Raw genomic sequence first — 13685 nt, 5'->3', positions numbered from 1 at the left:
AGCAGGCGGTGTCACGGCCACAGCGTGGCGACGATGTCCTCTGTGTAACCGTCGGGTGAGAAGCCCACCCAGTGCGTCGCGACCCAGCCGTCACCCTGTAAGTAGTGCGCCTCACCGATTGTCACTATGTTGTCGTTGCGATCGATGGTCTGCTGCTCGATCCGACACACCGTGCCCGCGCCGAGGGTCTCACACGCCATGCCCGAGCTCGTGAAGGCATCCAGGAGCGTCGACGACTGATCCGACGAAACGATCGAGACATTCGTCACGAGTCCCGGCGACCCGGCGGCACCCCACGAGCAACGCAGTGTCGGAATCCCGGAGGTCAGAATCTCCAGCGCCGCGACGTTCTCGGTCGCGTAGATCGTGATGCCGGGGTCGTTCAGAGGCGGGTTGGTGCTGTTGAGTTCCTCAAGCATTGCCGGCGAGTACAGCGCATCGCACGAGTCCGGCAGTGTGAACCCCGCCTCGGCGGTCGGTGAGGGTGCAACTGTCGAGCTTCCGCTCGGAGTGGGACCAGGCGAAGACTCGGATGCCGTCGGGGAGGGAGTGTCGGACGGCAATGCGTCACACCCGGCGAGCACGAGCGCGCCAGCGATCAGCACGACGGCGGCGAGGGATCTCGAACGCATCCTGTTCTCCTTGGGCTCGACAGCAGGAGCGACGATACCTCTCCCTTCCGCCTTCTGCTGTCCCCCGCGCCGACCGGTGCGTAGGCTTGAGGCATGAGCGAGACCACCGACCAGATCACCGAGGCGCAGCTGGCAGCCACGATCGACCACGCGATCCTCAAGCCAGAGTTCACACGGGACGACGTCGACGCGCAGCTGACGATCGCCCGGGACTGGAACGTCTTCAGCGTGTGCGTCCGCCCCTCCGACATCGCCCATGCCGTGCAGTTCCTCGCCGGCTCCGGCGTCGCCGTCGGCACCGTCATCGGCTTCCCCCACGGAACCACCTCGACCGCTGCGAAGGTGGCGGAGACCCGACAGGCCGCGGCGGACGGAGCCACCGAGTTCGACATGGTGGTCAACATCGGCGCGCTGCGATCGGGATTCGACGATGTGGTCCGTGACGACATCCGTGCCGTCGTGGAGGCCGCGGGCGGCGCTGTCACCAAAGTCATCCTCGAGGTCTCCCTCCTGGACGATGAGCAGATCGAGCGGGGTTCCCGACTTGCCGAAGAGGCAGGGGCCGACTTCGTGAAGACCTCGACGGGCTTCGCCGGCGGAGGCGCCACGGTCGAAACGGTGAGTCTCATGCGGCGCACCGTCGGGCCGGACACGCAGGTCAAGGCGTCCGGTGGAGTACGCAGCCTCCAGGACGCATTGGCGATGCTCGAGGCTGGCGCGACCCGACTGGGCACGAGCGGCAGCGCGACGATCCTCGGCGAGCTTCGGAGCATCGCTGCCGGGGGAACTGCCAGCGGCGCGGTGGACGAGTCCTCGTACTAGCTCTCAGCCGCCGTGATCAGTCAGTGGACTGATCACGCGCGAGAATCTCGCGGGTGCGCTCGACATCGTCGGCGATCTGGGTAACCAGAGCGTCGATGCCCTCGAACGCCCCCATGCCACGGATGCGCTCGACGAACCTCACTTCGACGTGATGACCGTAGAGGTCGAGGTCGGTCTCGTCGAGCACGTAAGCCTCGACCTGGCGCGATGCGACGTCATCGAACGTCGGATTCGTGCCGATGCTGATCGCTGCCGGGTACCGGATGCCGGGGCGCAAACCACTGGCATCCGCTTCGTCGATAAGCCATCCGGCATACACCCCGTCAGCCGGAACGAACCCTTCGAGGTCGTGGCTGAGGTTCGCTGTCGGGTACCCGATCTCTCGTCCGCGCTTGAGCCCGTGGACGACCTCGCCGACCACGGAGTGGTCGCGCCCGAGCAACTTCCGGGCGCCCGCGACGTCGCCGGAGCTCAACAACTCCCTGATCCAGGTCGACGAGACGCGTCGGCCTCGGTCGGCAGCTCTCACGTCATGGACGACATCGACATCGAAACCGTGACTGAGGCCCAAAGCGGTCAGGGACTCCGCCGTGCCGGCGCCGCCTCGCCCGAAGCGGAAGTCGGCGCCGACCAGCACTGCTTGGGCTGCCAGGGTGTCAACGAGCACCAGGCGCGCGAACTCGTCGGCTTCCAGTGACGCGAGATCTTCGTCGAATCGCAGCACCAGCACGGCGTCCACGCCGGTGTCGGCAAGCAGACGCACCTTCTGGTTCACACCGATCAGGTTCTCGGGGCACTTGTCAGGAGCCAGCAGTGCCAGCGGGTTGCGGTCGAACGTGACCGCAACGACCGTCGCACCGAGCGACACGGCCTTCACCCGCGCGCGGTCGATCACTGCGCGGTGACCGGAGTGCACGCCATCGAACTTGCCGATGACAACGACGCTCGGGCCGAAGCCCGACGGCACCTCGGCGGGATCTCGAAAGACGATCATGATGCGGCGGCAACCTCGTCGGAAGAGGCGACGCGGGAAGGCCGGTGCGACCAGAGCCACCACAGCCCCAGGAACGGCAGGACGAGCGGAACGAAGACGTACCCGATATAGCCGTCCGGTCCGATTCCCCCGAAATAGGACCACACCGACGGATGCCCGAAGATCTCGGGAATGAGGTAGCTCAGAGTCCCCACGATGAGCACGCCGGCGAGTTCGAACGAGATCGCGATCCACGCGACCAGGTACCAGCCGCGGCGTCCCGCGAAGATGAGCGCGAGGGTGGCGACGATGTAGACCACGGCGGCCAGCGCCGACAGCGTGTAAGCGACAGGTGCCTCGTCGAACTCGCGCGCGATCTGAACGAATGAACGACCGGTGGCCGCCAGGGCCATGATCGCGTAGACGATCACGAGAACCCGTCCGATTCCGGTCATGCGGGGTCGGGAAGGCGTAGTCATAGCGGCATTCATCCTACGTCCCACGCGACCGGTCTCGGGGCGAGGAGCGACCCCGCACGAGGCGCTCAGCCGATCTGGATCGTCCAGATGACCTGCATCCGCCACACCATCACGGCAACCGATAGCGCCGCGATTCCCATGATGACCGTGCTCCATCGGCTGCGCTCCAGCAATGCCCAGATCACAGCTGCCGGCGGCAGGAGCGCCGCCGAGACGAGGTAGACCCAGAATTCGAGGACGCTGCCGGTCGGCAGGTTACCGACGAACGGGGCCACGATGGCGATGACGACCTGAGCCACCACCAGAAGCTCCACCAGCGCGAGGGCTCCAACCGTATAGTCGCTCGGACGACGCCCCGCGAGACCCAGGATGACGCAGAGCAGACCTCCCAGGACCGCCACTGCCACCTGCACGTAGGTGAACCACAGGATCATGAGCCCTCCGCCATGTTCATCGCACTCTTCAGATCGTTGCCGCGCCGCTCCAGGATGCCGACCAGCCGCCCGTCAGGGTCGATGGCCGCCGTGCCCGATACGAGCCGGTCCGCCGCGCCGAGGAGGCGCTTGCCGTGGCGGAGGTCGCGCGCCTCATCCGCTGTCACGGGGACTGCGCCGAGAACCGCCGTGGCTACCGCCGCTGGTGCGAGCAGCCGAGCGGCGGTCATATCGTCGAGCGCTGCACCGTCGGCGACGAGGAACGGGCCGATGCGGGTACGTCGCAGCGCCGTCAGGTGTCCCCCGACCCCAAGCGAGGCACCGAGGTCTCGGGCGAGCGCGCGGATGTAGGTTCCGCTGGAGCAATCGACCACAACGTCAAGGTCGACCAGCGGCAGCGCTGTGCCATCGACATCGGCCCCACCCCGTCGAGCGTTGCGAACCTCGAATCGCGACACCGTCACGGTCCGCGCAGCGAGTTCGACCTGCTCCCCGACGCGGACGCGGTCGTACGCGCGACGCCCGTCGACCTTGATCGCAGACACGGCACTGGGAACCTGGTCGATCGTTCCGGTGAGCGCGTCGATGCCAGCACGGATGTCGACGTCGGTCACGGACTCTGCCGACGCAGCAGCGGTGAGCTCACCCTCGGCGTCGTCGGTATCGGTCGAAACCCCGAGCCGGATCGTCGCCTCGTAGGTCTTGTCGAGCCCCACGATGAAGGTCAGCAGACGTGTCGACGCGCCGACGCCGAGCACGAGAAGTCCTGTGGCCATCGGATCCAGTGTTCCGGCGTGCCCGACTTTGCGCGTACCGAGGGCGCGCCGCGCGCGGGCCACCACATCGTGGCTGGTCATGCCGCCGGGTTTGTCCACGAGCAGGATGCCGGTGGGATCGCTCATCGGATAACCTTCGGGCTCGCCGGATCGGAGTTGTCGATGCGAACGGCAGCGAGAGCTGCGGGACCTACGCGGTCGACATACATCTCCTGGCCAACGCGATAACGCTCGTTCGACGCCGCAGCGGGGTCGGGGTCCGTGCCGTCGCGTTGCGCCATCCGGGTGAAGCGCACCTCCGCAGGTGCCTCCAGCCAGAACGACCAATCCCAGATGTCGATCAGTTCAGGCCGGTGCAGAAAAATGCCGTCGACGACGAGAACGGCATCCTGCGGCGCAGTCGTCCACTCTGCTTCGACCGGGATGTCGCGCTCAAGATCGAACGCAGCTACCTGGAAGCCGGTGGTGGCCCCGGTCAGCCCGCCCTCGCGAAACGGGTCGACCAGCACTCGGCGGAACGTCGCGTAGTCATAGGAGTCGAGGTAGAACCCCTCGGGCGAGCGCCTGCCGCGGGCATAGCGCTCTGCACGAGAGCGGTGGAAGCCGTCGATCGATGCGCGCACTGCCACCACGCCCAGGTCGTTCATGACGGCGGCAAGCGTGTCGGCGAACACCGTCTTGCCGGCACCATCGGCCCCGTCCACAGCGACGATCGAGCGGCCTGTGAGCCGGCGCCGGGGAAGCGCGCCAACCAGCTCCCGCATCAGCGTCACGGTCGGTGTGGCGGGCAGACGCATGAGCCCAGCCTATTCGGCGAGGGCCGAATCCCCTGCGGTCCGGCCGATCGCGATCCAGCCGACCGTGGCGCGGGACGCATAGGCTGATGGCCGTGCAACCGCTCGTCTCCGACCTCAATGAGTGGTTTGGGCACAACGCGAGGGACCTACCGTGGCGCAAGCCCGGCGTCGGTGCGTGGGCGATCCTTGTCAGCGAGTTCATGCTGCAGCAGACGCCGGTCAATCGGGTGATTCCGCACCTGCAAGCCTGGCTGCAGCGCTGGCCGACACCCGCCGCGCTCGCCGAGGCAGCACCCGCCGATGCCGTCACCCAGTGGGCGAACCTCGGATATCCGCGGCGAGCGCTGTGGTTGCACCGCGCGGCTGAAGAGATCACCACGCGACACGGCGGCGTGGTTCCCCGCGACGTGGAAGATCTCCTGGCTCTGACCGGCATCGGCGACTACACCGCTCGCGCGGTTGCGGTCTTCGCCTACGGTGAGCGGCATCCGGTCGTCGATACGAACACCCGCCGAGTGCTCGCGCGTGTGATCGACGGACGATCTCAGCCGGGGCCCCCGTCCCGGCGCGACCTCGATGCCATGTACGCCCTTCTCCCCCACGAGCGGGAGGATGCCGCACTCTTCAACGCCGCCACGATGGAACTGGGCGCGACGATCTGCACGGCTCGCGCACCGCGGTGCGACGCGTGCCCGGTCGCGAGTCTGTGCGCGTGGCGGTCCGCCGGCTACCCCGACACCGGAGACCGACGCCCGCGGCAGGCGACCTATGAGGGAAGTGACCGCCAGGTGCGCGGGCTCGTCCTGCGGGCGCTCCGGGAGTCCTCGCCCTCCCCCGTCGCAGCCGAGGACCTCGCCCCGGACTGGCCGGACCCCGCCCAGCGGGACCGCGCGATCGATTCCCTCATCGTCGATGGACTCATCGAACTCGAGGACGGTATTGCCTGCCTGCCGCGGGGGCGAAAGTCCCTATCCGAGGCATCCGCGGCACCCTAACCTCAACACTCGTGAAGACCGTCGTGATCTACGAGTCGATGTTCGGCAACACCCGGGATATCGCCCGCGCAACGGCCGAAGGGCTGGCTGAGTGGTCGGATGTGTCGATCACGGATGTCGACAGCGCGCTGCTGACGGTCCCGACGGATGCCGCGCTCGTCGTTGCCGGCGGCCCGACCCACGCGTTCTCGATGTCGCGCGACACCACACGCCACGACGCCGCCTCACGCGGAGCCGTGCGAGCGAGCTCCCGGGGTCTGCGCGACTGGCTCGGTGCCGTCAGCCTCGCCGCCCCCGTTCCCCTGGCCACGTTCGACACGCACACCAAACAGCGCTGGGTACCGGGATCTGCCAGCCGGGCTGCGGCCAAGGAAGGCCGAACGCGCGGCTTCGTCCCGGTTGCGTCACGGAGTTTCTATGTGTCCGATATCCAGGGACCGCTCGTAGCCGGTGAGCTCGAGCGAGCTCGACACTGGGGTCGCTCACTCCACTCGGCCGTCCGCGCCGCGGTGCACGGCTGAACCCGTCCAGGTCGGTAGAACTCAGTCCTCGTCGTCGGCGAGAGCGCGCGGCGCCACGTACGGGTCGGCGTCGCCAGCGTAGGTCGCCGAGGCGGCGAGGCCGGCAACGGCGTCGTCCCGTTCGCGTGCCTCACGCAACAGGTCCTCGATGTGGCCAGCGTCCTCTGCCAGTCCGTCGTGGATGAACTCGAGCGTGGGGGTCAGCCGCACGCCGAGCTTTCGCCCGACCTCGCTGCGGAGCATCCCGGTCGCGGCTCGCAGCGCATCAGCTGTCGACGTCCGTTCGTCTTCGCTGCCGAGCACCGTGTAGAAGACTGACGCGTGCTGCAGGTCACCCGTGACGCGCACGTCGGTGATCGTCACGAACCCCATGCGAGGATCGCGCAGCCCCTTCTCCAGACGTTCGGCAACGAGCACCTTGATCCGGTCGGCCATGCGTGCCTGACGTTCCCCAGTCATGTCATCTCTCCTTGCGCTTGCAAACTGCCACGACTCAGGATGTCCCGACCTCATCGGGCGGGACATCCTGAGTTTCAGCGTGTCGTGGTTCTCAGCCGCGCGGCTTCTCCACGAGTTCAGTCGTCTCGATTTCGTCGCCGACCTGGATGTCGTTGAACTTGCCGAGGCCGATACCGCACTCGTAGTCGGTGCGAACCTCGGTGACGTCGTCCTTGAACCGGCGAAGCGACTCGATCGCCAGGCCATCGGCGATGACGACACCCTCGCGGATGACGCGCGCCTTGGCGTTGCGGGTGATGGTGCCGCTGCGGACGATACATCCGGCGATGTTGCCGAACTTCGAGGAGCGGAACACCTCGCGGATCTCGGCGACACCCGACTGCACCTCTTCGAACTCCGGCTTGAGAAGGCCCTTGAGGGACTGCTCGACGTCGTCGATCGCGTTGTAGATGACCGAGTAGAACCGGATGTCGACACCCTCGCGGGCAGCCCGCTCGCGAGCCTTGGAATCCGGTCGGACGTTGAAGCCGAGGATGATCGCGTTGTCGATGGTCGCCAGGTTCACGTCGGACTCGGTGACCGCACCGACACCGCGGTGGATGATGCGCAGCTGCACCGAATCGTCGACCTCGATCTTGAGGAGCGACTCTTCCAGCGCCTCGACGGCACCGGACACGTCGCCCTTGATGATGAGGTTGAGCGATTCGACCTTGCCCTCTTCGAGCGCCCGGGTGAAGTCCTCGAGCGAGATGCGCTTGCGCGCCTTGGCCAGCTGAGCGTTGCGCTCGGCGGCCTCACGCTTCTCGGCGATCTGGCGGGCCATGCGGTCTTCGTCGGTCACGATGAACACGTCACCGGCGCGGGGCACGGAGTTCAGACCCTGAACCTGCACCGGACGCGAGGGCGCTGCCTCCTCGACCGGATCGCCGTTCTCGTCGACCATCGCGCGAACACGGCCATAGGCGGTGCCGGCGACGATCGCGTCGCCGACGCGCAGCGTTCCGGACTGGATGAGCACTGTCGCCACCGAACCGCGGCCCTTGTCGAGCTTGGCTTCGATCGCGACACCACGGGCGTCCTTGTTGGGGTTCGCACGCAGATCGAGGCCGGCATCCGCAGTCAGCAGAACGGCGTCGAGTAGCTCCTGGATGCCGGTTCCCTGACGCGCCGAGACGTCGACGAACATGACGTCGCCACCGTACTCCTCAGCGACCAGACCGTACTCGGTCAGCTGCTGGCGGACCTTTTGCGGGTTGGCGTCGGGCTTGTCGACCTTGTTGACTGCCACGACGATCGGCACCCCGGCGGCCTGGGCGTGGTTGAGCGCCTCGACCGTCTGGGGCATGATGCCGTCGTCGGCGGCGACCACGAGGATCGCGAGGTCGGTCACCTGCGCACCACGGGCACGCATAGCGGTGAACGCCTCATGACCCGGGGTGTCGATGAAGGTGATGGCCCGCTCGATGTCTTCGTGCTCGGTCCACACCTGGTAGGCACCGATGTGCTGCGTGATGCCGCCGGCCTCACCCGCCACGACGTTGGTCTGACGGATGGCGTCGAGCAGACGGGTCTTACCGTGATCGACGTGGCCCATGACGGTCACGACCGGGGGCCGGATCTCAAGGTCTTCGTCGTCTTCATCAGCGAGCTCCTGCTCGAGGTTCAGACCGAAGCCTTCGAGCAGTTCCTTGTCCTCGTCCTCGGGCGAGACCATCTGGATCTTGTAGCCGAGCTCGGCGCCCAACACCTCGAAGGTTGCCTCGTCCAGCGACTCGGTGGCCGTGGCCATCTCGCCGAGGTTGAACAGGATCGTCACGAGCGTGCCCGGCTGCACCGTGTAGCCGCGGATCGCCTCGAGCTTGTCGGCGAAGTCCGAGATCGACGCGCCACGACGCAGGCGAATGATCTCGCCGTTGCCCTTCTGGACGTTGACGCCACCGACCTGCGGCGCATCCCTCATCTCGAATTCTTGACGCTTTGCCCGACGCGACTTGCGCTGCTTGGACTTGCCGCCGCCCTTACCGAACGCACCAGCTGTCCCACCGCCGGGGCCACGGCCACGGCCGCCAGCACCGGGACGAGCGGGGAAAGCTCCACCACCGGCGGGTGCTCCCGGACGAGCGAAGCCTCCGCCGGCGCCGCCGGGACGACCGGGGCCACCGGGACGCTGCTGGAACGGGGCACCGGGACGACCGCCACCACCGGGACGACCCGCGCCGCCCGGCCGACCGGGGGCACCGGGGCGCCCGGGCGAACCGGGACGCGGGGCCTGGGGCCGCGGGATGTTGGCAGGGGTTGGGCGCTGACCCATGCCCTGCTGCGAGGCAAACGGGTTATTGCCCGGACGGGGACCCGCCGGGCGCTGACCCATGCCCTGCTGCGACGCGAACGGGTTATTGCCCGGGCGCGGTGCACCACCGGGACGCGGGGCTTGCGGCGTCGGCGCGGCGGAAGATTCCGCATCGGCCGAACCACTTTCAGGCGCCGGCGCGCTCGGCTTCGTGGGCGCGGCAGGGGCTGCAGATGCCGCCGGAGCCGGAGCCACGGCTTCTTCTACCGGCTTGGGTGCGGGGCGCGGTCCCGGGGTTGCTGCTCCGGGTGTGGCTGCCGGGCGGGACCCGGAGCGGCCCGATGACGCACCGGGACGGGGCGCGGGGCGCGCGCCGTCAGCGCCCGTAGGTGCAGCGGTACCGCTGCCCGTGGGCGCGCCAGCAGCCTGGCCCTCGAATGCCGCGCGGAGCTTACGCGCGACCGGCGGCTCGATCGTCGAGGAAGGGCTCTTGACGAACTCGCCGAGCTCCTTCAGCTTTGCGAGAGCGACCTTGCTGTCAATGCCGAGTTCGGATGCGATCTCGTGCACGCGTGGTTTTGCCACAGTTCTCCTGTCTGGGGTCCGCCCAGACAGGGGCGGACCACTAGTTGCGGACGGGTCTCATTTCGAGCCGTTCACTTTGTGTCCATTGCCATTCAGCCGTTTCTCGTTCAGCCGTTTCATGAGCGCTTGCGAATCCAGAGGACCTGGAACGCGGAGCGCGCGTACGAAAGCTCGACGCTTCAGTGCCGCGTCGACGCACTCTCCCGTCGGATGAACCCACGCGCCCCGTCCCGGCATCGACGCCCGCTCGTCCCAGACGAGTGAGGATTCGATGGCCACGACGCGAAGAAGCGCCGATCGGGTAGAGCGCGTGCGACATCCGACGCACGTTCGTACGGGTTCCATCCTACACCTGCCCTCCCGGGCCAGCCCACGCAGGGCGAGGGCTGATCAGGCCTCGTCGAGGATGCTGTCGGGCTGGATGTCGATCTTGGCGCCCGTGAGTTTTGCGGCAAGACGCGCATTCTGCCCCTCCTTGCCGATGGCAAGAGACAGCTGGTAGTCCGGCACCAACGCCCGTACAGCCTTGGTCTTGGCATCCAGCACGAAGCTGGAGGTGACCTTCGCGGGCGAGAGGGCGTTGCCGACGAACGTCGCGAGATCGGGGCTGTAGTCGACGATGTCGATCTTCTCGCCGCCGAGCTCCTCGGTGACCGCGCGGACGCGCCGCCCCAACTCCCCGATGCACGCGCCCTTGGCGTTGATCGAGGGATCGTTGGCCTTCACCGCGATCTTGCTGCGGTGCCCTGCCTCGCGGGCGAGCGAGACGATCTCCACGAGCCCCGCGGGAATCTCGGGAACCTCGAGGGCGAAAAGCTTGCGCACCAGACCCGGGTGCGTGCGCGAGACGGTGATCGAGGGACCCTTCGTTCCCTTCGAGACGGATGTCACGTAGACGCGCAGGCGGGAGCCGTGTGCGTAATCCTCGCCGGGAACCTGCTCTTCGGGCGGCAGAATCGCCTCGACAGTGCCGAGGTCCACGTGAACCATCCGGGGGTTCGGTCCCTGCTGGACGACGCCCGCGACGATGTCGCCCTCTTTGCCGCGGAACTCTCCGAGCACGGCGTCGTCCGCGATGTCCCGCAGGCGCTGGCTGATGACCTGCTTGGCGGCGAAGGCGGCGATGCGGCCGAAGTCTTCGGGAGTGGTCTCCTCCTCGCCGATGACCGCGCCCTCGTCATCCAGCAGCGGCACGAAGATCGCGACGTGACCCGTCTTGCGGTCCAGTTGAGCGCGCGCGCCCTCCGGAGCCTCGCCACTCGGCGAGGTGTGCTTGGCATAGGCGGTCAGAATCGCCTGCTCGATGATGCGAACGAGTTCGTCGAACGGAATGTCCTTCTCGCGCTCGACCGTTCTGAGCAGTGTCAGATCGATGTCCATCGTGACCTCCCTATTCAGCTCTACCCGTCGCGAATCACACGCCGCGCGGAATCATCCCACGTTACCCGATCACTCCTGCGCTCGCCCCGTGCGCTCGCCCATTCCATCGCCGAACCGACATACTGATGCCGTGGATGCCGTCAATTCCCTCATCGTCGAGTGGGGCGACCTCTTTTGGACCTGGATCGTCCTTCCGATCGTCGTCGGGCTCGGCCTGTACTTCACAGTGCGATCGGGCGTCGTGCAGATCCGACTGTTCCCGGAGATGTTCCGAACCCTCACCGACAAGACCCCGCGAACGACCGACGGCGCACCGCAGTCCGTGTCCTCGTTCCAGGCCTTCACGATCTCGGCAGCGTCACGGGTTGGAGTCGGCAACATCGCGGGCGTGGGAACCGCGATCGCGCTGGGAGGGCCGGGCGCCGTCTTCTGGATGTGGCTCATGGCGCTGATCGGGGCATCCTCGAGCTTCATCGAGTCCTCCCTCGCGCAACTTTTCAAGGTGCGAGATGCCGAGGGCGGCTTCCGCGGCGGTCCCGCGTACTACATGCAGCGGGGCCTCCGCGCCCGGTGGATGGGTGTGCTCTTTGCCGTGATCCTGCTGATCTGCTTCCCCTTCGCGTTCTCGTCCCTGCAGGCGAACACGATCGCCGACACCGTCTCGTCGAGCTTCGGGACGGATGCCGGATGGGTGGGGCCGGTCACCGGGGTGGTGGTGGCGCTCTTGACGGCGCTCGTCGTCTTCGGCGGCATCCGTCGCATCGCCTCGGTCACCCAGACTCTGGTGCCCCTCATGGCACTTGCGTACCTGCTCCTGGGCCTTGCTGTGGTCGCCATCCACATCGATCAGCTTCCGGTCGTCTTCGCGGAGATCTTTACCCAGGCGTGGGGGTTCAACGAGGTCGTGGGCGCGACGTTTGGCTACATCGTGCTCACGGGTGTGCGTCGCGGCATGTTCTCCAACGAGGCGGGCCTGGGTTCGGCTCCGAACGCGGGCGCGAGCGCCGCCGTGACGCACCCGGTCAAGCAGGGCCTCGTCCAGTCGCTCGGCGTTTACTTCGACACGTTCCTCGTCTGCTCGATCACGGCCTTCATCATTCTGGTTTCGGTCCCCGACCTTGCGGGCGCATCGCGAGGAATCGCGCTCACGCAGGGGGCGCTCGTCTCCACGCTCGGCGAGTGGTCGAACATTGCACTCAGTATCATCATCTTCCTGCTCGCGTTCTCGTCGATCCTCGGCAACTACTACTACGGCCAGTCCAACATCGAGTTCATCACCACCCGACGCGGCGTCCTCCCCGCCTACCGCGTTGCCGTCGTCCTCGCGGTTCTCGTCGGCTCGCTCGCCTCTGCCGACCTGGTGTGGAGCTTCGCGGACGGGGTCATGGGGGTCATGGCGTTGATCAACCTCGTCGCGATCGCTCTCCTGTCGGGCATCGCCTTCCGACTGCTGCGCGACTACACACGCCAAAGGCGGGAAGGCCGGGATCCGGTCTTCACCCGTGACCGGCTTCCCGGGGTGACCGGGATCGACTGCTGGGAGGACGAACTGACCGTGACCGGCCCGCTGGACCTCATCACCAAGAAGCGGCAGTCCCAGAAACACCGCGACCACCTCCACGGAGCGCAGCAGTGACACGCCGCCTGACAGCGACCGGCTTTTCGACCGCCCTCGTCGCCCTCGTCCTGGCACTGTCGGGTTGCTCGCTGACAGCGTTCACCGACGTCGACACCGTGGATCAGAGCGACGGATTCGGCCAGTACGGCGATGGTGAGGTCTACACCGAGGAAGACGAGGATCTCGGCGTCGTCGAGGTGTACACCGTCGAGCCGGACGCGTCCCTCTCCCCCACCGGCGACGAGACCACCGAGTCGGTCTGGGACATGTTCGTGAGGATCGTGACCCCCGAGGTGGCAGGCAGCGTCATCCGCGACTTCCGTGTCGGGGATTCGGAATCCAGCGACACGCTCGCCTACGTCCTGCAAACTGACGATCCGCAGCAATGGACGCTCGTGGTCAACCTCGCCTACGCGTCAGATGAAGATCTGCTGCTGTCCACACTGATCCATGAGTACGCACACATCCTGAGCCTCTCCCCGGGCCAAACCGACCCCGAAGCCTGGAGCTGCGACACGCTGCAACTCGACGAAGGGTGTGCAGAGCCGGACTCCGCCCTGTGGGCCTTCGACCAGGAGTTCTGGGCACAGTACGGCACGGATGCTCCGGATCCTGCCAACGCAGACGCCGATCTCGCCTACGAGTTCTACCTCGATCACGAGGAAGATTTCGTGAGCGACTACGCCGCGACCAACGTCGTCGAGGACTTCGCCGAGAGCTTCATGACCTTCGTGCTCGAGCCCGAGCCCGACAGCGACACAACGATCGCGCAGAAGCTGCTCTTCTTCTGGGACAGGCCGGAGTACGTCGAGATCCGCGACCACGTGCGGTCAGAGTTCGACCTCTGAGCCCTGGTTGTGCCTCCGGCGGGGCCCGCACTCGTCATCGGTGTCGGCTCCGGCTTCGCAGCGCAGGCGCTCTTCT

Annotated in this window: 15 protein-coding genes; 5 read left to right on the top strand and 10 right to left on the bottom strand. The window is 66.9% G+C overall.

The genetic code is table 11. The annotated features are described in order from the left end of the window. Window positions 1-11: 11 nt before the first annotated feature. Window positions 12-632, bottom strand: coding sequence for a hypothetical protein (locus BGO47_RS11360; protein ID WP_292712001.1), 621 nt, complete (start codon window positions 630-632; stop codon window positions 12-14). Window positions 633-725: 93 nt separating this feature from the next. Between BGO47_RS11360 and deoC the strand changes: the two genes are divergently transcribed. Beyond that, window positions 726-1454 (top strand): deoxyribose-phosphate aldolase, encoded by a 729-nt coding sequence (deoC, locus tag BGO47_RS11355; protein ID WP_292712000.1) that lies wholly within the window; start codon window positions 726-728, stop codon window positions 1452-1454. Window positions 1455-1470: 16 nt separating this feature from the next. On the opposite strand, the gene BGO47_RS11350 is transcribed toward deoC, so the two are convergent. From BGO47_RS11350 to BGO47_RS11330, 5 genes are all read right to left on the bottom strand, one after another. Continuing rightward, window positions 1471-2448 (bottom strand): bifunctional riboflavin kinase/FAD synthetase, encoded by a 978-nt coding sequence (locus tag BGO47_RS11350; RefSeq protein WP_292711999.1) that lies wholly within the window; start codon window positions 2446-2448, stop codon window positions 1471-1473. Further along, a complete protein-coding gene (locus BGO47_RS11345; RefSeq protein ID WP_292711997.1) occupies window positions 2445-2882 on the bottom strand; it encodes a hypothetical protein in 438 nt (145 codons plus the stop codon). The genes BGO47_RS11350 and BGO47_RS11345 overlap by 4 nt, the downstream gene beginning before the upstream one ends. An 89-nt stretch (window positions 2883-2971) precedes the next feature. Next, window positions 2972-3340, bottom strand: coding sequence for a hypothetical protein (locus BGO47_RS11340; RefSeq protein WP_292711995.1), 369 nt, complete (start codon window positions 3338-3340; stop codon window positions 2972-2974). Continuing rightward, complete coding sequence (gene truB / locus BGO47_RS11335) at window positions 3337-4242, bottom strand: tRNA pseudouridine(55) synthase TruB (protein WP_292711993.1); 906 nt, start codon at window positions 4240-4242, stop codon at window positions 3337-3339. The genes BGO47_RS11340 and truB overlap by 4 nt, the downstream gene beginning before the upstream one ends. After that, entirely contained in the window at window positions 4239-4913 is a 675-nt protein-coding gene (locus tag BGO47_RS11330) for a uridine kinase (protein WP_292711992.1), read from the bottom strand. Before BGO47_RS11330 ends, truB begins: the two co-directional genes overlap by 4 nt. Before the next feature lie 86 nt (window positions 4914-4999). On the opposite strand from BGO47_RS11330, the gene BGO47_RS11325 reads away from it, so the two are divergent. Continuing rightward, a complete protein-coding gene (locus BGO47_RS11325) occupies window positions 5000-5908 on the top strand; it encodes an A/G-specific adenine glycosylase (RefSeq protein WP_292711990.1) in 909 nt (302 codons plus the stop codon). Between the two features lie 11 nt (window positions 5909-5919). Next, window positions 5920-6429, top strand: coding sequence for a flavodoxin/nitric oxide synthase (locus tag BGO47_RS11320; protein ID WP_292711988.1), 510 nt, complete (start codon window positions 5920-5922; stop codon window positions 6427-6429). A 21-nt stretch (window positions 6430-6450) separates the two neighbouring features. On the opposite strand, the gene rbfA is transcribed toward BGO47_RS11320, so the two are convergent. From rbfA to nusA, 4 genes are all read right to left on the bottom strand, one after another. After that, window positions 6451-6888, bottom strand: coding sequence for a 30S ribosome-binding factor RbfA (gene rbfA, locus BGO47_RS11315; protein WP_292711986.1), 438 nt, complete (start codon window positions 6886-6888; stop codon window positions 6451-6453). 91 nt (window positions 6889-6979) lie between these two features. After that, window positions 6980-9763, bottom strand: a complete 2784-nt coding sequence (gene infB / locus BGO47_RS11310) for a translation initiation factor IF-2 (RefSeq protein WP_292711984.1) — start codon at window positions 9761-9763, stop codon at window positions 6980-6982. A gap of 57 nt (window positions 9764-9820) precedes the next feature. Continuing rightward, the gene (locus BGO47_RS11305) at window positions 9821-10108 is read right to left on the bottom strand and encodes a YlxR family protein (RefSeq protein WP_292711983.1); all 288 of its coding nucleotides are present in this window, start codon (window positions 10106-10108) and stop codon (window positions 9821-9823) included. 45 nt (window positions 10109-10153) lie between these two features. Further along, entirely contained in the window at window positions 10154-11143 is a 990-nt protein-coding gene (nusA, locus tag BGO47_RS11300; RefSeq protein WP_292711982.1) for a transcription termination factor NusA, read from the bottom strand. Between the two features lie 130 nt (window positions 11144-11273). Here nusA and BGO47_RS11295 point away from each other — a divergent pair, with 130 nt between their 5' ends. Both BGO47_RS11295 and BGO47_RS11290 read left to right on the top strand, forming a co-directional pair. Continuing rightward, window positions 11274-12779 (top strand): alanine/glycine:cation symporter family protein, encoded by a 1506-nt coding sequence (locus BGO47_RS11295; protein ID WP_292711981.1) that lies wholly within the window; start codon window positions 11274-11276, stop codon window positions 12777-12779. Further along, window positions 12776-13609, top strand: a complete 834-nt coding sequence (locus BGO47_RS11290; protein ID WP_292711980.1) for an NADH:ubiquinone oxidoreductase subunit 4 (chain M) — start codon at window positions 12776-12778, stop codon at window positions 13607-13609. The genes BGO47_RS11295 and BGO47_RS11290 overlap by 4 nt, the downstream gene beginning before the upstream one ends. The last annotated feature ends 76 nt before the right edge of the window (window positions 13610-13685 follow it).

Source organism: Microbacterium sp. 67-17 (assembly GCF_001898325.1).
Classification (GTDB): domain Bacteria; phylum Actinomycetota; class Actinomycetes; order Actinomycetales; family Microbacteriaceae; genus Microbacterium; species Microbacterium schleiferi.
The sequence above is the reverse complement of the archived record's forward strand: the minus strand, read 5'-3'. Positions and strand labels throughout refer to the sequence as shown.